Here is a 21358-nt window from a genome sequence, read left to right on the forward strand (position 1 = left end):
TGTTCACTAACTAAATATCTATACCTGACATACATCCGATACAATCAGCGGACAATCTATTTACTTGTTTTTAAATCATTTCTTTAGTTATGTCTATTCACGAAAATATCGCAGCTATTGAGAAACAACTCCAGCACACTCACTGTCAACTGATCGCAGTGACCAAGACCAAACCTGTTGAGATGCTAAAAGAAGCATATGATGCAGGCTGCAAACAATTTGGCGAAAACAGAGTGCAGGAAATGCAGGAGAAACAACCTCTTTTACCTTCTGATATTCAATGGCACCTGATTGGACATCTTCAAACCAATAAGGTCAAATATATTGCACCATTTGTAGCACTCATACATTCTGTGGATAGTCTGAAGCTTCTGGAAGAAATAGATAAGCAAGCTGCCAAAAACAATCGTACAATTAACTGCTTGTTGCAACTATTTATAGCACAGGAAGAAACGAAATTCGGGCTTTCCTTTGAGGAAGCCGAAGAGCTGATCTCATCTGGATCTATTGAAAGTCTCAAACACACACAAATTGTAGGTTTGATGGGAATGGCAACATTTACAGAAGATCAAAATCAGATACGTCAGGAATTTCGTAGTCTAAAGCAGTTTTTTGAGAAATTAAAAAATACATCTCTGCCAGCAAATGTCCGAATGCAGGAACTTTCCATGGGTATGAGTGGAGACTATGAAATCGCGATAGAAGAAGGAAGCACATTAATCCGGGTAGGAAGTGCCATTTTTGGAAGCCGATAAAGTACCTGACGAAGGCTATCACTAGTATAAAACCTGCTAATGGCTATTTAGGGGCCTTCGTCTTATCTTTTTTCGGATAAGTTTGGTAAAGTAATTTTGAAAGTTGTTCCCTGATTAATTTCAGACTCTATAGCTATAACACCATTCAACTTCTCAACAGCTTCTTTGACAATATATAATCCTAAACCAGATCCTTTAGTAGCATGATTAGCCCGATAGAATCGGTCAAATATCTTCTCTAAATGCTCGGAACTAATACCCTGTCCATTATCTATTATTTCTATTATAGCCTTTTCAGAAGTTATATTTCCTCTAATCTTAATAAAGGGAGCGGATTGATTCAATTTATGGTAACGAATCGCATTTGAGATAAGATTGCTAAAGATCATATTCAGCCGTTTCGTATCGCTGCAAAATACACCCGTCTGATTAACTTCTATTATTTTTTCAATTTTTATCGCTTCTTCCAGATGACTGAGATCGGTTAGTATATCCTCAATCAGTTTTAGGAAATTAACTTCTTCCAGTTGTAGGTCCGTATTATTATTTCGTGCGTAATCAATAATATCCTGAATCAGTAAATCCATTCGTCGTAATGTCTTCTCCTGAAGATCTATATAGTGTGGCAATTGGTTTTCCTCTGTGCTCTTGTCTTTCCGCATCAAATCAATCAAACCCAGCACAGAAGCAATAGGAGAACGTAAGTCATGCGAAACTCTGTAAACCACCCCATCCATTTCAGCATTTAACTTCTGCAACTGTTCGTTGGTTGATTCTACCATTTTATTTTTCTCCTTTAACTGTAGATTGCCTGTTTCAAGCTGAACATTAGCGTGTTCCAGATCAGAGAAGGCAATAGAATATTGACGGGATAGTGCCAATGCCTGGGAGAATACAAATACTACTAATCCGATATAGAAAAAATGTCCCGTTTGTATAATAAAGCTAGTATACAATACATCATTCACTATCATCAGAAACAATATAACAAAGCCAAACAGGAAATATGTGCTTCCTACCCGCTGGTTTTTCCAGGCTTTAAAATAGACAGTAGCACCATATACAGCAATGAGAAAAATATATACCTGGAAAGGTCGAACTCCATAACTAAATATATCTGGTGGAAACAAAAGGGTTAATCCGGCAAAAACAAAACCAATCAAAACTACCCATCGGGTAACCATCCTTGAAATCTCTTTGGGAAACAGATAACGGGAATATAAAACAAAGACCAAAGGAGAGAGATACAGCGACAAAAACTCAAAATGGATAAGAGTATTCCAACTTATGTCAGCCCAGACATTAATTCCATATTCTCCTGTTGTGAGTATACGTATAGATAGAAGATTGCATAAAATAAAGAAATAAAGGGGAGAAGGATTACGACGTAAAAATATATAGAGAAACAAATGATATAGTCCAATTAACAGAAAACTCCCAACCACGAAGTAATCCAAAGTCAGATTTTGTACGCGTAAATGTTGAATATCCTTTGCCGGCCCCAGCTTGATTACATTCCAGAGTCCTCCCTTTCGATAATGAAAGTTCGACACAGGAACCAGAATTTCCAATGTATCACCTGTTGGCATAAAGGTCGCTTCAAATGGAGAAAATTCAGGAGCCATCTCAGCAAAAGAACGTCCCACTTGACCCTCCTCTCCTACTTTATGCCCATCCACATACATTTCCATGGCAGTAGAAGCAGTGAGTACTTTTATGGCCAATAGTTGTTTTTTAGCAGGCAGGATAATTTTGAGCCGATATGTGCAGTATCCATGTCCTTTTTTCCATTCACTACCAGCCACATTTGAATTCCAGACACCGGGGACAGATATATACGAAGTTATAGGAGGAATACGTGTATAAAAAGTCTCAGGAGTATAGAGCCCATTCCAATACCACTCCCATTCTCCACTCAAATCAGTAATACCATCCTCTTGCCAGTCCCACTTGCTTAAATCTAATACACCTTTTGTTGCCTGCGGATATGCATTGGCAAACACACTTCTGACAGGAAATAACAGCACACATATTCCCCAGAAGAAATGCAATATGTTATGATTATAGCTCTTTGTCACGTAAAATTTTCTATTTCCAGCAAAACTACGATAACCCAATAGTAACAGATGTATTTAGCAAGCCTCTTGTGTAGAGTCTACACAAGTACAACTATTAACTAAGCGGTAAATAGGTGTACACTCAATTATTTATATAAAAATATATGCTTGAGCATAAAACATCAAAAGCAGTCAAGATACTTCTCTCCATTAATGCAAATAACAAAACTCCGAAAGATAACGCTAGTTCCTACCCCTATTTATATACAACCTATCCTAATTAGTAACCAAAACCCTTCTTTAAAGAACCTGATTTCTCTCATTTATATGTATTTCTTTTCAAATACGTGTCTTTGAATTTACTATGATGTTTTTACCTTTGTGACACTATCCGTACATATGGCAAGCTATGACGGCATTGCCGGTTTTATTCATTCTACACATACTATTTTGACAATGGAAAAAATTAAAGTAGCCAACCCCGTCGTTGAACTGGACGGCGACGAAATGACCCGTATTATCTGGAAATTCATCAAAGACAAACTTATTCTTCCTTATCTGGATGTAGATATTAAATACTATGACTTGGGCGTTGAATATCGCGATGAGACAAATGACCAGGTTACTGTTGACGCTGCTGAAGCTATTAAGAAATATGGAGTAGGTATTAAGTGTGCTACCATTACCCCTGACGAAGCTCGTGTACAAGAATTCAACCTGAAACAAATGTGGAAGTCTCCAAACGGTACGATCCGTAACATTCTGGATGGTACTGTTTTCCGTGAGCCAATCGTTTGTACCAATGTGCCTCGTCTGGTTACTAACTGGGATTCTCCTATTGTAGTGGGTCGTCACGCATTTGGCGATCAATACCGTGCTACTGACTTTGTGGTTCCAGGAAAAGGGAAACTGACTATTAAGTTTGAAGGTGAAGATGGTAAAGTGATTGAACATACTGTGTATGACTTCAAAGGCAATGGGGTAGCGCTGGCAATGTACAACACAGATGAATCAATCCGTGGCTTTGCTCGTTCCTGCTTTAACATGGGCTTACAAAAAGGATGGCCAGTATATTTATCTACTAAAAATACCATCCTGAAAAAATATGATGGTCGTTTCAAAGATATCTTCCAGGAGATCTTCGATGCTGAATTTGCTGACAAATTCAAAGCAGCAGGTATCGTATACGAACACCGTCTGATCGATGACATGGTAGCGTCTGCACTGAAGTGGAATGGCAAGTTTGTATGGGCTTGTAAAAACTATGATGGCGACGTACAGTCTGACTCAGTAGCACAAGGTTTCGGATCTCTGGGTATGATGACATCTGTACTGATCACTCCTGATGGAAAGATTATGGAAGCAGAAGCTGCTCACGGAACGGTAACCCGTCACTATCGTGAACATCAGAAAGGTAATCCAACTTCTACAAACCCAGTAGCGTCTATCTTTGCATGGACTCGTGGTCTGGCATTCCGTGGTAAACTGGATGGTAACCAGGCTCTGATCGACTTCTGTACTGCACTGGAAGACGTATGTGTAGAAACCATAGAAAGTGGCAAAATGACGAAAGATCTTGCCATCTCTGTTTTTGGCAATAAAGTAAATCATGGCGAACACTATCTATACACAGAAGAATTTCTGGATTTACTGGATAAAAACCTTCAGGCAAAACGCAAAAAATAACATATATAGATATTCTTACAAAGAAGTACTATCCCAAACCCTGGTAAATAACCTTTACCAGGGTTTTTCTTTTACCGGAAATGTTTTCCTTTTGAACATATACATATTAATCTAAGATATTATCTTTCAACCGACTAACCCTTTATTCATTATCTATTAAAGTCTATGCGAAATAATTCTTTTGGTGCAGCCTATCTCTTTGCTGTTACTATTCTTGTGTTGATTGTTTTTGCAGTTCTTAAATATCTCCAGATTCAGGCCGGAACGCTGGTTGATTGGGTAATTGGCATTGTAGCCTTCTGGTGGCTTACAGGTATTACAACCATTCCCTGGAATATGCACTTTGCCGCTAAAGAAGTATTGGTGGATGCTCAGACATCTTCTGATAAAGGTATTGAGGTAAAGGCAGCAGACATAAGTTATGCTCAGCGTCTCTCCAAACGCTTTTTATGGGCTGCCATCTTTCTTCATATTATATCTGCGTTAGTTCTTTATTTACTAGCCTATTATGGTGTCACGGTAGTAGGTTACATGGCCTCACTGGCAGCGCTAGGACTTACTTTTGTGCGACCACTGTCTCGTTTATATGATTATGTGGTACATCGCCTGCAATCTATCCGCCATGAAATACGCTATCCGAGAGACGATGTATATGAGCTTAGTGCCAAATTAAACGAAGTAGCCAGCAAAATAACTGTATTGGAGGAAATGTTAAATCTTTCATACAGAGAATCCTGGGCCAGCAAGCAACAGGAAGAACTTGCTTATCTGACAAACAAGCTCTCTGAACTTGATAAAGAGACTGATCGTATCAAACAACAGAATGCCCGCGAGCATGAACAACTAGCACGTCGTTCGGAACAGGAAATTGCCAAACTTTCAGAGGATGCACAGTTCCTAAATCAGGTTCGGGAATTAATCCGGTTTGTAAAGGGAGCATAATTATATATAGTGTTGCGGCTATACCTTCTACCCAGTCGCAACACTTACCTCTTTTATTATTTTCCAGTTATCTTCCACCAATCGTTTATCATTCCTTTTACATCTATCTGGGTATAGACAGATACTTCCCGTTGTGTGTTTTCAGGTGGTGTTAATCGCTTTTCTTCTTTGGCCAAGTCAGGGCGGGCTACTGCTATCATTAATGCCAGATCCCAGAAAATACGTTCTTTGTCTCCGGGAGCATTGCTTAGCCAGCGGGTCACCAGGTAATCCCATACACCACCCTTTCCGGAAAGCCGTTTTGAGATTTCCTCTAGTGTAAACTTAAAATCATACAGAATATTAATTGGCATCAGATGCAAGTCAACTCCTTCTGTATTGAACAAAAAGTTAATAGCATTCAAATCATTCCGAACATTAAACTCGTCTTTGTTCCAGATCTTCTTCGTAGCATCATAATGCCCTCCCAAATTGTAACAGATTACTTTGGACATAATATCCGGAGCTAATTTCAATGCGGATGCCACATTGGTAGCGGCACCCAGACTAATAATTATCAGTTTTTCATTTGCAGGCACTCGCCGGGCAGTATGTATCATCAATTGAGTTGCCGGAGAATTTCGCCCTTCGTATTCTCCCCAAGGTTGCCCCATAATCATTTCTGATCCCAGTGGTGCCGGAATATCTATACGATTCATTAATCGAAGCAAGTCTTCATTTAATTTCTGACTTTCCTGTACTGTATTAGGAGGAGACAACTGATTATGCCACTGAGCAGAACATAATCCTTTGACTTGAAAACGTGGTTCCAGTAATGCCCTTACAATCGCATACAAATCGTCAATCTCATTGGCTGTATCTGCATCAATAATTACTGTGAGTTTCTTATCTGCTAAGGATCTGGACCAGGAAGTTGCAGTGGTACCTGCAATGAGGAAAGTAAGTAGCTGAGTAAAGGTGCGGCGTTTCATATAAAGGAATGTTTTAGGTATTACAGTTGTATAGTAATCAATGCCGAAAATATTATTTTGGTCAGTTCGATGTAAAAATTGCCTGTTTCACTGTTATAAAAAAGTAAAGCTACAGCAAAATCTTTAGTTTTATCGCCATGAAAAATTACCACCTGCAAACAGGCGTCATCCTTTCTATCTTCATTGCTGCCTTAACCTCGGTACCTCGTATTATACGCATTGATCTGGATAATTATAACAATGTTGTATGGAGTTTTTTTTACAACTTTGTTTATTGTATGTTCTGCTGGGTAATCTTACAGTTTTGTATTCAGCGTGGCTCAATACAAAACTCTTTGTTCAGAGGATTCTTAGGACTTCTGGTCTGTATAGGATACTCAGTGCTTTATCATTTTCTCTCTGAACTGTATTTTCCTGCCTATGTACTCATTCCTGTCTTGAAGGGATTAAACTTTTATCAGCGCTTATTTATGATTATGTTCAGAGGGGCTGTAGTAGGTGGATTTATTTATTTTGTTGTATACTATTTGAATCTATTGTTAGAAACACAAAAAGCCAGAATAGAAAATGAACAATTAAAGCAAGAAAACCTGCAGGCCCGCCTACATTCTTTGCAACAACAGATCAGTCCGCATTTTTTGTTTAACTCGCTTAACACACTTAAAACAATAGCCAGTGAAAACCCCGTAAAAGAATATGTACTTCAGCTATCATATGTGTACAGGTATTTATTGAATTATAATGAAAACAATCTGGCTACTATTCAGGATGAGCTAAGTTTTTTGCAATCTTACAGCTATATACTCAAAGAACGATTTGAAGATGCGTTGCAGCTGGAAATTACGATTTCAGACTATGTAAAGGAAAAATGCATTCCTCCACTATCATTACAGATACTGCTTGAGAATGCCATAAAACATAATATTGTTTCTTTATCTCATCCTTTACAAATCCGAATCTACAATGAAGGAGAAGATAAGCTTGTTGTAGAGAACAACCTTCAGCCTAAGTTATCTGTAGAAGAAAGTACTGGTATAGGTCTTCAGAATATCAGCGACCGCTATAAACTGTTAGCCAATCAGTCTATTGAAATTATACGGGCACCCAACCAATTTAGTATTAAAATCCCTGTCTTACCCTGTTTAACAGCACCCATCGCCAAATGCTAACCATACTGATTATTGAAGATGAAATAAAGGCAGCACGTGAACTTCAGAAACTTCTGGAGGAATTACAGCCTGGCTGCCATATAACAGCTATTCTTCAGTCAGTAGAAGAAGCCATCCAATGGCTAAATAACAATTCTGTCCCGGATCTAATCTTTTCTGATATACAGCTCGCAGACGGCCTTTGTTTCGATATTTTTAAAACTGTCCGAATACATTCTCCTATCATTTTTTGTACAGCGTTTGATGAATATGCCATACGTGCATTTGAAACCAATAGCATCGATTATCTGCTTAAGCCTATCGACAAAATAAAACTTGGGAAAAGCCTTGACAAGTACGAAAGCCTAAAACAGATTTATAGTGGGAATAAAGAATATGAAGCTAAGCTAGAGGCATTATTTTCTCAACTCAAGAAACCTTACAAAACCTCTCTTCTGGTCCACTTCAAGGAGAAAATCATTCCTTTAAAAACAGAAGAGATCGCCTTTTTTCATTATACCAATGGTATTGTACATGTTCTTACACAACGTAATCAGCAACATGTTATCAACTATACACTGGATGAACTGGAATCAATAGTAGATCCACAGGTATTCTATCGAGCCAACCGACAATTTATCATAAACCGCAATGCAATTGCAAATGCAGAACATTACTTTGCCCGTAAGCTTACTGTTAAACTTCACATTCCAACTCCGGAACCTATTGTGATAAGTAAGGCCAAAGCTTCTGATTTCCTGCATTGGCTTGAACACTCATAAGCTGGCTCTATTCCACTATGTTCGGTCAGTAAAACAGAACATTGAGGCACTCCCTACTAGTAGGGTAAATGGGTAATTACTCATTCTTATTTATTTAGGTCATTCTCAGGCTTTCAAGTTCTGTAAATAAAGGAATAACTGTACCTAATTACTAGAGACATTTACTGTTAATGGTCTTGTAAGGATAATACTAATACTCCTCTTCCCAAAAGAGTTCATTTTTCTTCTGCCCGTTTGATAATTCATTTTGCCTGCTTTACTTATCTATTCCCCAATAAGGGTAACTCTTCCTTTACTTTTGAAGTGTAATCAAAATCAAAACATATGAAAGCAATACGCTTCTTTTCTTTTCTTTTTTTATCACTATGCACAGTTTTGTCTTACACAGCTTCAGCCCAAACAGCAAACGGTGATGCTATCATTGGCATCTATCAAAATCAGGATGGAGACCGAAAAATGGAAGTCTACAAACAAGACAACCAATATTTTGGAAAACTAATCTGGTTAAAAACACAGGATGGCAAAGTCCGACCTGGAGATGTAGTACTGAAAAATCTAAGCTACTCATCCAATCAATGGAAAGGGAAAGTTTATGCCCCTGCACGCAATACTGAATTTCCGGCAACAATTGTAATGCCGGATGATAATACCTTACAAATTACAGCAAAAGCAGGTTTCATGAGCCGTTCTAAGGATTGGAAACGGGTTACATCTACCAACTAAGCTTTTCAGGTATGTCAATTCGAATCTTATGTCTAAGTGCATTCTGCTGGTGTATGGGCGCACAAGCCCATGCACAACAGATCTCATTCTCCTCATTGAATGATGTATGGCAGTATGCAGAGAAAAACAATATTTCCATTATTTCTGCTCAATCCTCACAAGCTATCGCAGACAAGACTATGAAACAGTCGTATGGAAATCTTTTCCCTACAATTACTGCCAATGGAAGCTTTACAGATAACATTCGCATTCAGCCCACATTGATTCCAGCGAATTTATTTAATCAGGAAGCTCCTGCCGGGACGTTTATAGAAGCGACTTTTGGCAGACGTTATATATACAATACCAATTTTACTGCTCAATTCAACATTTTAAACACAGAAGACTGGTTTGCGATTGCTTCAGCAAAATATTCACACGAAGTAGCTCGACTCGCAGTAAATAAAACCATACGAGAGGTATATGAACAAACAGCTGGTGCATACTACAATTATTTACTGTTAGAGGAAGTGACCAGATTGTCTGAACAAAATATCCTAATTGCAGATACCATTCTGACTAATGCAAGTCAAAAATTTACAGAGGGACAAGTCAGCGAAGTTTCTGTAAATTCCGCACAGATTAATCATGAAAAGGCACAGAAAACCTGGCAAATAGCAGTACAGAACAGACAAATTGCACTCAACACCCTCAAATCTTTGTTGGGATTATCTGTAAATGATTCATTGAGTTTGTCAGAAGTACTTTCCAGTTCCTTACCAGAACCACTTACAATACAAAGTTCCTATCATCCGGAAGTTGAGTTGGCTCGCTCTCAGGTTTTATTGGCAAAAACGACCTGGCAAGCAGCCAAGGCATCTTTTGCACCTAAGCTTTCTGTAGTATATCAATGGAATAACCAAATTTCAGGTGACAACTTCTGGCAGTTTACTAATACAAACTCATTGCCCCAGGAATACTGGGGGCTACGATTAAGCATTCCCATTCTGGCGGGTGCATCCCGAATATACCAGATCCAGAAATCCCGGATTGACTGGCAGTATAAAGAAAAATATTACGAAGACAGTCAAAAACAGGCAGATATTCAGGATGACAATCTACGTTTATCATTTGCTAATGCCTATGATGCATTAAAGAAGTCTGAAACCATTCTGGAACTTTATCACCAGAATGATCAGCATGCCAACCGACAGCTGGCAGAAGGCACTATATCTCTTGATGACCGTCTGCGAACTTTCTCTGACTATCTGTCGGGTCAGAATGAATACCTGGAGAGCCTTTCTAACTATCTGGTCCAATACTATCGTGTTCAGATCCGAAATAAGGCTTTATAGATAACTCTCACTGAGAATATTCACATGAAAAAATCTGCTTATACATATTATTTGACATATGTTTTATTTGCTGCATCTATAGGATTATCAGGATGTTCTGGCAAACGTAATAAAGAATGGGTCAATCCTACTATCGCACCTATAACAGAAGCAGTTTTTGCTACTGGTTATGTAGAACCTGTAAATTTCTTTACCCTTACAGCTTTTAATGAAGGCTATCTGAAAAAAAGTCTGGTCAAGGAAGGCAATCTGGTAGAAACAAATCAGCTCTTGTTTATCCAGGATCAAAAAAACAATACCATTCAGGAGCAGGCTGCACATAATAATCTTCAGATAGCCCGACAAAATGCGTCCACCAACTCTCCAGTAGTAAAGGAGTTGGAAGCACAGTTACACTCTGCAGAAGAAAAATTGGTATTAGACAAACTACAACTGGATCGCATGCAAAAACTGGCAGCCACCAACTCTGTTGCACGAGTAGAACTGGACAAAGCACAGGTAAATTATGAGGGATCTCTTCACTCTGTAGAATCACTTAAAGCCACTATAGCAGCTACCAAAAATAATCTTGAGCAAGCACTAATCAATAGCCAAAGTCAATTTCAAACAGTTAGTTCGACCAACAATTATTCCAGATTGCTTTCACCTGCCCACTATAAAGTTTATGAAGTCTTTAAGAAAGAAGGAGAACTTGTTCGTAAGGGGGAGGCTATAGCCACACTAGGCGACCCTCAACAGATGGTCGTAACCTTGAATGTTGATGAGAACAGTATCAATAAAGTTAAAGAAAACCAGATTGTACTGATTGAACTCAACACTGAGAAAGGAAAAACCCTAACAGGGAAAGTCTCAAAAGTATATCCCTATTTCAATCAAGAACTTCAATCCTATAAAGTAGAAGCACTATTTGATACTCTGCCAGCATCAATTATTGCAGGCACCTTACTTCAGGCCAATATCATTGTAGACAAGAAAGACAAAGCATTGCTCATTCCAAGAGCCTGTCTGAGTCCTAATGGAAAAGTAATCAAAAAGGCTGAAAACAACAATGATACTATTTCTATCCAAACAGGTATTGTTTCCACCGAATGGGTCGAAGTCATTCAGGGTATTCAACCAACGGACCAGGTATTAAAAGCCTATTGACTATGAAAACCAGTATAAATACCCAAATCGCTTTTACATACCTGGTCAGTCGCAAAAAGCAGACAGCTGTTGCAGCCTTAGGGGTAACCTTTGGCATTTCAATGTTCATTTTCATGAACTCACTGATTAGTGGTACAAATGATTATTTTGAGAAGGTAACTCTTAGCTCAACACCACACATCCGGCTGTATAATGAGAATCAGTTAAGCTCCGATAAAATGTTATATAACTATCTGGGTACCCAAAGCATCAATCTGATTAGTAACCCTAAACTGGTTGATGCTGACAATCGCATCTATAACCCTAATTCAGTTATCCATGCCCTTAAGCAACACAAACAGATTACAGCTATTTCTCCTCAGGTCATTACCAATGTAATCTGCTCTAATACCAGTATACAACGGAATGGAAATGTTTCGGGGGTTAATATATTGGAACAGGACAAGATGTTTGACATTACCTCCACTATGATTACTGGTACTGTCCAAGAACTCAGTAGCAATCCGGATGGAATTATCATTGGTAGTGGAATGGCCAATGATCTGAACCTGAAAAAAGGAGATAACATCACCCTTACAGCCTCCAATGGAGCTGTGAAACGCCTGATGGTAACAGGGATCTTTCAGACAACCATAAAAACTGTTGACAATACCCGATGTTATACCAATGTAGCTGTAGTACAGCAACTGTTACAAAAAGACAGAAGCTACATCACAGATGTATATATTAATATAAAGGATTATACCAGTGCTCCTGCCGTTGGTAAACAGCTGGAAGCTTTAACAGGATATGATGCAGAAGACTGGCAAAGTGCTAACGAACAATCCATTGCTGCTCGTCTGATCCGGGATGTCATTGCCAACTCTGTAGTAGCCACCATTCTTATTGTAGCGGGGTTTGGCATTTACAATATTCTGAATATGACTATTTATGAAAAGATTAAAGAGATAGCTATTCTGAAAGCAACAGGGTTTGCGGGTACACATGTCATTGCAATATTTATTCAACAGGCATTATTCATAGGTATTATAGGTGGAAGTGTGGGTGTCTTTCTGGGTTGGGCAATTTCACTGACTGCCTCTAAATTTTATATAGGAATGGGCAATGTATCCTATTTACCTATTGCCTTTCATCTCCGATACTACGTTCAGGGATTTTTATTTGGCATAGGGACAGCTTTTTTTGCCGGTTATATACCGGCTCGTAAAGCCTCACAAGTTGATCCTGTATCTATTATCCGCGGCTAACTTTCCACTACTCTCCTATTCCTATCTATTCTATGCAAAACTCTCAGCCAACTTATATGTCTGTTCCGCCATCAGGGCAAACACACTTAGCGTTAAAAGCTGAATCCATTTCTAAATACTTTTATATGCCTGAGAAGTTCCAGGTACTTCGTCAGGTAAGTTTTGAGGTATATACAGGTGAGTTTGTATCTATTATCGGAAAATCAGGTAGTGGCAAATCTACCTTGTTATATATACTCTCCACTATGGATACCGACTATGAAGGTCTGCTAACGTTAAACGGAGAAAAAGTAACAGGCAAACCACAAAACGCACTGGCAGCATTTCGGAATGAACATCTGGGCTTTGTATTTCAGTTTCACTACCTGCTGCCTGATTTTTCCTGCCTCAAAAATGTGATGATTCCAGCCTCTCGCCTTGGTAAATATTCAGAAGAAGAAATAGAACACAAAGCATACGAAAAACTGAAGATGCTGGGAGTTGCAGATCAGGCGTTAAAACCTGCTTCCCAAATATCCGGAGGACAGCAACAACGGGTAGCTATTGCCCGGGCATTGATCAATGAGCCTACTATACTAATGGGGGATGAACCAACAGGCAACCTTGATAGCAAGAATACATCCATTGTATTTGATATGTTTATGCAGCTCAGTAAGGAGTTTGGTAAAACCATTATCACAGTAACTCACGACAATGACTTTGCGAATAAGTCGGATCGGATCATTGAGATGATGGATGGTAAGATTATTCCTGCACAACCTACTAAATAAGTCTTCTTACGTCTGATTAAAACGTTTCTCTATTTCGATGAAAGCAACAACTCTGGTATTATTTTTTGTGTGTATTCCTTTATTGATTAAAGCCCAGGAACTTGAACTGTTAGATATACATTATTCCATTTCACCTATTCAAACAAGTACTTCCCATGAATACATTCAACAAGGTAGTATCAAGTTGCGTTATCCAATTATAGCAGGACAACGGAATCAGTTTCTTGTAGGTCCGACCTATGACATTATGTGGGTTGGGAAAACCATAAATGATCATCAGGCATTACATGGATTATCTGTGCAGGTAGCGTGGCAACGAAAAATACGATCAAACCTTTCGTTCTCCTGGTTATTTACGCCAGGCATTTATTCTGACTTCAAGGATATTCGTGAAGAAGACTTTCGATTCAGCACTGCATTCCGAATGAAACACACACTTTCTGAAAAAACAAGCATAGGTTTTGGAATAGGATATGCCCGACAATTTTTTGGAAATGTATTGATGCCTTTTCTGGAAATTGATTGGAAAATTAATGATAGATGGAGCATGTCAGGGTTATTCCCGATTAGACCTAAAATAGAATATCTTGTAACCAAAAGATTGACATTAGGCACCCAGATACAAGTCGATAATTCTTCCAGTCGCTTAAGCTCTCAATACAATGAAAGCCAGATTGTACAGTTTAAACAATGGAATGCGCAATTATATGCTGATTGGAAACTTTATAAAAATCTATATTTTTCCCTGATAGCGGGGTATGTATTCCGACGAAAAGTTCAGGTATTTACTAAGGATACAAAAGTACCCTGGACGTTATTTACCTTTCCTATTGGAGGCGAACGCACGGCCATACGTACTATCGCTGCCAATGGATATTTGCTTCAGGCAGGCCTGGCAATTAAATTAAAACGCAGATAGAATGAGTATGCAACACTCTTGTATTTTTACTCTTTGCAACCAATGTCTCATACAACCTTGTTATCCAGATACAATAGAATACCATTCATAAACAGGCTATGCTGGAAAAATGAGCCACCAACCACTACAGTACTACAGAAAAAAGCCTCATCTTCCATACAGGAAAATGAGGCTCAGAAAGATAAGTAGGTAAACTATTCTTTGGCTGTTATTGGTCGAATCACTTTACATGGGTTTCCGGCAGCAAATACATCGGATGGAATATCTTTGGTTACTACGCTACCCGCACCAATGACTACCCGGTCTCCAATGGTGACGCCTGGACAAATTACAGCACTCCCTCCTACCCATACATCTTCTCCAATGGTAATAGGTTTAGCATACTCTACTCCAGAAGACCGCTCTTTGTGATCAATAGGATGGGTGGCTGTGTAGATCTGTACATTAGGTCCAAACATAGTTCTACTCCCTATTTTTACATAGGTTACATCCAGTACCACACAATTAAAATTGAAAAATACTTTCTCACCCACAATCATGTAACTGCCGTAATCACAATAGAAAGGAGGCTGTAGCCATAAGTCAGGCCCTGCGTTAGGAATCAACTCTTTTAGAATCCGCATTCTTTCTTCTGTCTGGTCTTCTCGGCTATCGTTTAATTCCTTGATAAGTAATCTGGTTCGAAGACGCTCTTCGACTAATTCCTGGTCCAGTGGATTGTATAACTCTCCAGCGAGCATTTTCTCTTTCTCTGTTTTCATTGCAGATGAGGAAATTTAAAGGGTAATACAAAATGAAATTTAAAGATCTGCTCCGGTATCTATAAGGAGTTATATCAGATCAGGAAGTAGTTACCTGAAAAATATATTGTATTATCAGATCCCTGCCAGACCAATCTTTATAGTCTACACATTGGGATCAATCAGTAAGTAGGCAAATTCACATACCTCCAGTAAATCGGAAGAAGAGCGAGCCGAACGTGTCTTTTTCTTTAATCCTTCAATAGAATCCCGATGGCTCTGAGACATTTTCCACTTTAAAACTTTATCTAAGGCTAACAGGATATATTCTTTCACCTTTTCGAGTTGGACTTCGGCATCAGGCGAATTGGCAGGGCCACGTTTGCCTTTTTCTTTATTGATAAGATTAGCCATCACACTGGCATAAGCCCCATTTTTAGTAGTTGGTTTTCCTCCATATACCTGAAGAAGAAAACTTTCATATATAGCAGCTAATGATGATGAATCAGACATACTAGTAATTATTAAAACTTAAATTGCTATTGTTACACAATCACAAAGGTAGTTCAATTTACATTCTGCATTATCAGCTTATAACGACATATTTACCTGATTCGTTTACCTTCTCTTCTTCAATGATAAAGTAACAATAGAAGCAGATAGAGGAATTGCCGGATTGTATTGAAGCACTTTGTTAATCCTATACCCATCCTGAAGGGCATTTTGTAATTCGGTATGATATACTGCAATGTGTGCAGCCTGCCCGGCTACAAGATATTCAATTTTTATTTCGGAAGCCTGAATAGTAATAATTCGCTCAGTCATTTAGAAAAGATAGAGATAAAAAAATCATAGGTAAAAGTATGAATGTAAACAAAGACAGGTAAAGCTACTAAAGATGTTGTATTTTACTGTCTCAAAACACTATTTTCTGTAGTATGAATATAATTTCGAGGGAAGGAATCAAATAAATCAAAAAAGATTGATGGGTTAATTTTGCTAATATAATTTTTTATTTACTTTTGCACTCCACTTGAGCCGAAGTGGCGGAATTGGTAGACGCACACGTTTCAGGGGCGTGCGAGGGTAACCTTGTACGAGTTCGACTCTCGTCTTCGGCACAAAACCTTTCAGATTTTAAATCTGACGGCAATATTAAAGAAAAATCTGTAGCAGCTCCCGGGCTGCTACAACCATTTATAATCAATCCTGAAACTGCTCTTGATGGAGATAGTGAAAAAGTGGCCGCTCACTTAAAGCTATCAATGTCAAGAGAAAAAAAACTTGTTTCAAAATTTTCCCCAGCTGTATTAAAGAATAGATCTGGCGACCTGTCAAAGCGCTGGTACATTGAATACAAAGTGTGGGATGAAGCTTCTCAAAAGCTTATTCGCCAGCATGATTACCTTCCAAATGCCTTAAAAACAGAGAAAGAAAGACTGGAATATGGTAAAGCACGTGTAGCAACCATAAACAATCTTTTGGCACGTGGATTCTGCCTTAATGGTAACCCCATTCCAAAGCCAGAAGATGAAAAACCTCAGTCTATCTACACGTTTTTATCCTTACAACAGGCTTTAGATTGGGCTTTAGACTTTAAGAAAGCAGAACTGAGAATAGGCAGCCACGCCAGATATCGGAATGTGAGAGATTTATTTTATCAGTATGCTCCTCCTGAGCTAAAAGAGAAGCCTATCAATAAGGTGAATGAAAATGATATTCTGGGATTTTATCAATACATCACCTTAGAAACAGAATATCTGGCAAAAGATCATATCAAAACATTATTCAAAGGGTTATTCTCTCTTTTGGTTCGTGAAAGGATAATTGCAGAAAACCCATGTCCAAAAATTATAAAACAGAGACGTAGAACAGGGAAAAAGAATTTAAGTCGAAAAAATAAGGCTTTCACAGAAGAACAATTCAAATCAATTCTTACCTACTTAAAAAAGAATGATAAGGAATTGTATCGGTTTGTGGTGTTTATGTTCTACACATTCGCCAGACCTAAATTTGAACTTCGTTTGTTAAAGATTGGGGATATAGATTTGCGCCAGGAGAAGATTACGGTTGCTGCTGAACATAGCAAAAATAACTATGAAAGACGTGTAGATATCAGTCCTCATTTATTGAATGTTATTCAGGATATGGATTTACAGAAATATCCACAAAGCTATTACATCTTTGGCAGAGATGGCAAGCCAGGAAAAGAACCACGTGGTAAGGAAACCTATTACATGAAATTTAGAGCTGCTCTACATGCGTTAAAGTTAGATGAAGATCCGGATCTGACATTTTATTCTATCAAACATACAGGAATTGTTATGCATTTTCTGGCAGGTGTTGACGTAGAAGCCTTAAAAGAACAAACTGGTCACAGAGATTGGGATAGTTTCTGGGTATATCTTAAATCCTTAAATCTGATTACCAATGATCGTTTTAAAGCAAAATCTCCTAGAATAATCTAGGAGATTGTACTATCTGATTCAATTTGATTCAATAAGGTTAATGCTTTTCTGGTTTCTACTATATTATTACTTACATATATTTCCCTTTGCCACTTCGAAACTTCCATCTGATAAGCCATTAACCTTTCTTTTATACTTGACATTTCTGCCAGCATTTTTTCCTGTACCTGCATTTGTGAAGTGGCAGCCGAATTATCAGCCAAAGCAGTATTTAAAGAAACACCAGGATTTGTAAAGCTACCTGTTTCAAATCTTCTCGCCCTGGCTGCTTCCAGATATCCAATGATGTTAGCATATTTCGGACTTTTCAGCATCCAGTTAGGCGCAACCCATTCAGCACCTTTTTCCCCAATCACACCCAAAGATGTATTAGGTATATGCCCACCTTTTGCAAAAGTTCCCACATTATTAGCCCTTTGCCAAACACCATCCACTTCTACCATGGGAATAGAATTCTGTTTATAGAGTTGTCCCATTACAAGAGAAGACATGGTATTACCACCATCTGCAAATTTTTGGGCTAATACATTACGTACAGCTAAACCAGCTCTGACAGTTGCCAGTACTGCCTTTATGGTACCTACAACACCCAAAGATGCAATTGATCCAGGATGTGCCATATAGCCGGAAATCTCTGTTGCCAGATCAGTAATTATTTTCCCAACAGAAAATGCTTTAATTACACCTGCATTCTTCTTTCTGGCTTCTTCATCTTTACTCAATAATTGAATTCCGATATCTAATGCATCTGAAGCAAACCCTAAACCTTGTTGTAAAGCAACTCTTTTCAGTTCTTCTGTCTTCTTAGCATTTTCTACTTTCTGCTTTCCATGTTCAACTTCAAGTGCCAGTAATTTATTCTGTGCAGCCTGGATCTGTGCAGCGGTTGCTGTATCAGACTGCTGAAGAAAAGCCAGCTCCCTTTCAGCTGCTGCTTTTTTTATCTCATAAATAGCATCTTGCTTTTGCATCTCTGCATCAATTGCTTCCTGAAGTTTTCCTTCAATTCTCAACTGATCAGCTTCATCCTGTGCTTCCAGCCTGGCCAGTTCTTCTTCGTCTTGTGCTGCTAGTCTTTCATTTTCGGCTTCCAGTTGTTTTTGTCTTTGTTCTTCCTGATAAGCTGCCTTGTCTTCATCGAATTTTCGCTGAAGAATATCTTTTTCCGCATTGTATTTATTTATCAGATCAATCTTTTGTTGTTCTGTTATCGCCTCATTTTTTAAAACAGCTTCTTTGTTTCTCTCAATTTCAGCCATTTGTTTATTATGAGAAGTAATCATCTTCAAAAGCCTGGCATCCGTTCCTTTTTCTGAAATAGCTTCACGCAAAGCTTCTAAATCCTGATCTGCTTTTAATGATTTTTGATCATAATCATCACGAAGCTTCTGCATTTTTTTCTGATGATCTTCTTCATCTTTTTGTTTCTTTTCTGCATTCTTTTTGGCTTGTTCCTGTTTTTTAGCTTCTTTTTCGGCAGCTTTCTTATCAGCTTCTGCTTCAGAGTCCAGTGTATTTAAAGTTGTAGTTTGTATAGCGGTAGTATTATTTTGATTGGTATTGTTATTTGTATTCTTTTTGTCGGTTTCTACAGAAGTCTTAACTTTTATTTCCTTACCTGCCATTTCAGATAGTTTACTAATCCAACTGATTACCTGTTTTATACCCTCCCATAAGGCTTTTACAGGAACTAACATTGAATCTATTGCACCTCTGAATAAAGATGAACTTTGATAGGCATAATTGAAACCACCCACTAATGCAGTAATAACTGACAATACAGCCTTTAAAGGAATAAGGCTTATATTTAATATGATCTTTATGGCCTCAAATACTCCAGCCAGGAAAGAACCCTTATCAGCTGTTATACCTAAGCTTCTGGCTAATTCGCCCAGTACATTAAAGAAATCTGTAAAGTAAGGTTCTAATGTTGAAAATACATCTTCCAATACTCCAAACAGACCTATAAGCAACTCCTGAACTAAACTGATTGCAGGTGCTATACCCTGACCAAACTGCAATTGTAATTTCTCCCAAGCTTTTGCTCTTTTCTCTGCTATAGCTGCATCGGTATTATTCTTTACATTGAATTCATTTGTAAGGCTAGTACCTTCCTGCATTGCTTTATTAGCCAGTTGTTGTTTTTCTCTAACCTTATCAGTTTGGTTAGATAACAAGCTCATTACTTTGGTAGCTTCCTGAGAATTGATACCCAGTGCAGCAAGACGTTTGGCCAGTTGATCAGCCGGCACTCCTTTAAAGCTTTCAGCTAGTTTAAGGACAACCTCATTAGGATCTGTATTGATCATTTCCTTAAACTTCTCATTTGTCATACCCAGATGTTGAGCAAATGTATCTGTAGACTTTGAGGCAGTTAAAAGAATGTTTGTTAAACCACCAGCTGAAATTTCAGCACTTAATCCTAATTCCTGAAAGGCAGCACCTAAACCCATTGTCTGGCTGATCTCAGGTGCAAGATTACCAAGCTGGCCAATACGTGCTGTGAAGTCTGCTACTACAGGAGCTGTAGCTGATCCGGTTGCACCTAGTTCATTTAAAGCTGATCCAATCTGATTGATGGCATCACCTGCATTCAGATCTTTAGTTTGCTTAAACAAAGATGCAAGTGTTCCCATTTTGCCAGCAACTTCTTCAGCACCACCACTGAATTCATCACCCAAAGCAACTACAGCCTTATCTGTACTTTCTATAAAGCCATCCATCTGATTAGTAGCAATTCCTATCTGACCACCCACTTTGGCAATTTCCAATAGGTCCAACTGGGAAGTACGAGTGTCCAGATCTCCAATGCGATCATTCAATGCCTGGACTTCATCAGCTGTCATTCCTGTAGATTTCCGGATATCAGCAAAAGAATCTGAATAGGTTTTGGCTAATTCATAAGCTTTTCTACCAAAGTCAATAAGCTGGCCAGCCAGTTCAACAATACCTGTAACAGCAAAAGCGCCACCCAAAGCTGTTTTAACCAGATTGGAAGCGCCACCCAGATCAAAGAAACCTTTCTTAACTCCATTGACTTCATCCTTCAGGCTTGTTAATCTTCCCTTTACTTCATCAAATTCTTTTGATTTTTTGATGAATTCATCAGTTCCTGGTGTTAGGTTTCTAAGTTGTGACCATAGGGCTTTAGTACCTTGTTCAAGTTGTTTAATCGTTGCACCTGCCTGCTGGGCATCAGCCACAATTTTAATTTTACGTTCTTCAGAAGTAGTTGCCATTAGACGGTTTCAGGAATATTGTCAGAGATTGTTTTAATAGCACGGTCACCATATTTTTTAGCAAATATTTCCATCAGACGGAATGTTTCGCGTGTAAGTACTTTGCCAGTCCATTTTTTGGGCTTTCTGGCGTTTCCACGCATTCGACCTACTAACCGGCGTTCTGTAGCATTTTCGCGTACGCCTTCAATGCCAGTGCCTTTTCCTACACCCATATCTACAAACATCCCATAAAGCAGATAGGCAAATTCTATTTTGTGCAGATCTCCACCGGCAGCTGTAGAAACATGGTTGTGAAAACTTTGCATAAGCCTGAAGCTGCTACCAATGCGTTTGGTTTTCAGACTTTGTATCCATTCTTTGATAGTGATTTCAGCCCACGCCTGGCTGGTTTGTTCCATAGTTTCCATGATACGAAAATCATGGATGGA

At 38.6% G+C, this 21358-nt stretch carries 19 protein-coding genes and 1 tRNA gene; 13 read left to right on the plus strand and 7 right to left on the minus strand.

Annotated elements, in window-relative coordinates; genetic code table 11:
* Window positions 1–89: 89 nt before the first annotated feature.
* Window positions 90–755, plus strand: coding sequence for a YggS family pyridoxal phosphate-dependent enzyme (locus tag QNI22_RS07195; protein WP_314509962.1), 666 nt, complete (start codon window positions 90–92; stop codon window positions 753–755).
* Between the two features lie 62 nt (window positions 756–817).
* On the opposite strand, the gene QNI22_RS07200 is transcribed toward QNI22_RS07195, so the two are convergent.
* Window positions 818–2833 (minus strand): sensor histidine kinase, encoded by a 2016-nt coding sequence (locus tag QNI22_RS07200; protein ID WP_314509963.1) that lies wholly within the window; start codon window positions 2831–2833, stop codon window positions 818–820.
* A gap of 435 nt (window positions 2834–3268) precedes the next feature.
* On the opposite strand from QNI22_RS07200, the gene QNI22_RS07205 reads away from it, so the two are divergent.
* Complete coding sequence (locus tag QNI22_RS07205) at window positions 3269–4498, plus strand: NADP-dependent isocitrate dehydrogenase (RefSeq protein WP_314510574.1); 1230 nt, start codon at window positions 3269–3271, stop codon at window positions 4496–4498.
* Window positions 4499–4663: 165 nt separating this feature from the next.
* Window positions 4664–5440 carry a hypothetical protein gene (locus QNI22_RS07210; RefSeq protein ID WP_314509964.1) on the plus strand — a complete coding sequence of 259 codons (777 nt, stop codon included), beginning with the start codon at window positions 4664–4666 and terminating at the stop codon, window positions 5438–5440.
* 56 nt (window positions 5441–5496) lie between these two features.
* Here QNI22_RS07210 and QNI22_RS07215 read toward each other — a convergent pair whose 3' ends face one another.
* Complete coding sequence (locus tag QNI22_RS07215) at window positions 5497–6411, minus strand: nucleoside hydrolase (protein WP_314509965.1); 915 nt, start codon at window positions 6409–6411, stop codon at window positions 5497–5499.
* Between the two features lie 137 nt (window positions 6412–6548).
* On the opposite strand from QNI22_RS07215, the gene QNI22_RS07220 reads away from it, so the two are divergent.
* The 8 genes from QNI22_RS07220 to QNI22_RS07255 all read left to right on the plus strand — a co-directional run bounded on the left by QNI22_RS07220 (window position 6549) and on the right by QNI22_RS07255 (window position 14480).
* Window positions 6549–7580: a sensor histidine kinase gene (locus QNI22_RS07220; RefSeq protein WP_314509966.1), complete on the plus strand. Its 1032-nt coding sequence runs from the start codon at window positions 6549–6551 to the stop codon at window positions 7578–7580.
* The gene (locus QNI22_RS07225; RefSeq protein WP_314509967.1) at window positions 7574–8341 is read left to right on the plus strand and encodes a LytR/AlgR family response regulator transcription factor; all 768 of its coding nucleotides are present in this window, start codon (window positions 7574–7576) and stop codon (window positions 8339–8341) included. The genes QNI22_RS07220 and QNI22_RS07225 overlap by 7 nt, the downstream gene beginning before the upstream one ends.
* Window positions 8342–8665: 324 nt before the next feature.
* Window positions 8666–9064, plus strand: a complete 399-nt coding sequence (locus tag QNI22_RS07230; protein WP_314509968.1) for a DUF2147 domain-containing protein — start codon at window positions 8666–8668, stop codon at window positions 9062–9064.
* Window positions 9065–9075: 11 nt separating this feature from the next.
* Complete coding sequence (locus QNI22_RS07235) at window positions 9076–10398, plus strand: TolC family protein (protein ID WP_314509969.1); 1323 nt, start codon at window positions 9076–9078, stop codon at window positions 10396–10398.
* A gap of 24 nt (window positions 10399–10422) precedes the next feature.
* On the plus strand, window positions 10423–11544 hold the full coding sequence (locus QNI22_RS07240; RefSeq protein ID WP_314509970.1) for an efflux RND transporter periplasmic adaptor subunit: 1122 nt from the start codon (window positions 10423–10425) through the stop codon (window positions 11542–11544).
* A gap of 2 nt (window positions 11545–11546) precedes the next feature.
* Complete coding sequence (locus QNI22_RS07245) at window positions 11547–12791, plus strand: ABC transporter permease (RefSeq protein WP_314509971.1); 1245 nt, start codon at window positions 11547–11549, stop codon at window positions 12789–12791.
* 56 nt (window positions 12792–12847) lie between these two features.
* Window positions 12848–13561 carry an ABC transporter ATP-binding protein gene (locus QNI22_RS07250; RefSeq protein ID WP_314509972.1) on the plus strand — a complete coding sequence of 238 codons (714 nt, stop codon included), beginning with the start codon at window positions 12848–12850 and terminating at the stop codon, window positions 13559–13561.
* A 37-nt stretch (window positions 13562–13598) separates the two neighbouring features.
* Window positions 13599–14480, plus strand: coding sequence for a DUF6268 family outer membrane beta-barrel protein (locus QNI22_RS07255; protein WP_314509973.1), 882 nt, complete (start codon window positions 13599–13601; stop codon window positions 14478–14480).
* A 194-nt stretch (window positions 14481–14674) separates the two neighbouring features.
* On the opposite strand, the gene QNI22_RS07260 is transcribed toward QNI22_RS07255, so the two are convergent.
* The 3 genes from QNI22_RS07260 to QNI22_RS07270 form a co-directional block, all read right to left on the minus strand.
* Window positions 14675–15241 (minus strand): sugar O-acetyltransferase, encoded by a 567-nt coding sequence (locus QNI22_RS07260; protein ID WP_314509974.1) that lies wholly within the window; start codon window positions 15239–15241, stop codon window positions 14675–14677.
* A gap of 144 nt (window positions 15242–15385) precedes the next feature.
* Window positions 15386–15733, minus strand: coding sequence for a hypothetical protein (locus QNI22_RS07265; protein ID WP_314509975.1), 348 nt, complete (start codon window positions 15731–15733; stop codon window positions 15386–15388).
* Between the two features lie 105 nt (window positions 15734–15838).
* The gene (locus QNI22_RS07270; RefSeq protein WP_314509976.1) at window positions 15839–16045 is read right to left on the minus strand and encodes a hypothetical protein; all 207 of its coding nucleotides are present in this window, start codon (window positions 16043–16045) and stop codon (window positions 15839–15841) included.
* Between the two features lie 212 nt (window positions 16046–16257).
* Between QNI22_RS07270 and QNI22_RS07275 the strand changes: the two genes are divergently transcribed.
* Together QNI22_RS07275 and QNI22_RS07280 are read left to right on the plus strand one after the other, a co-directional pair.
* Window positions 16258–16341: transfer RNA gene (locus QNI22_RS07275), tRNA-Leu, on the plus strand.
* A 144-nt stretch (window positions 16342–16485) separates the two neighbouring features.
* Window positions 16486–17688, plus strand: coding sequence for a tyrosine-type recombinase/integrase (locus QNI22_RS07280; protein ID WP_314509977.1), 1203 nt, complete (start codon window positions 16486–16488; stop codon window positions 17686–17688).
* On the opposite strand, the gene QNI22_RS07285 is transcribed toward QNI22_RS07280, so the two are convergent.
* On the minus strand, window positions 17685–20927 hold the full coding sequence (locus QNI22_RS07285) for a phage tail tape measure protein (protein WP_314509978.1): 3243 nt from the start codon (window positions 20925–20927) through the stop codon (window positions 17685–17687). The two genes, QNI22_RS07280 and QNI22_RS07285, sit on opposite strands and share 4 nt — an antisense overlap.
* Window positions 20927–21328, minus strand: a complete 402-nt coding sequence (locus QNI22_RS07290; protein WP_314509979.1) for a hypothetical protein — start codon at window positions 21326–21328, stop codon at window positions 20927–20929. The genes QNI22_RS07285 and QNI22_RS07290 overlap by 1 nt, the downstream gene beginning before the upstream one ends.
* Between the last annotated feature and the right edge of the window lie 30 nt (window positions 21329–21358).

This window comes from Xanthocytophaga agilis (assembly GCF_030068605.1).
Taxonomy (GTDB): Bacteria; Bacteroidota; Bacteroidia; order Cytophagales; family 172606-1; genus Xanthocytophaga; species Xanthocytophaga agilis.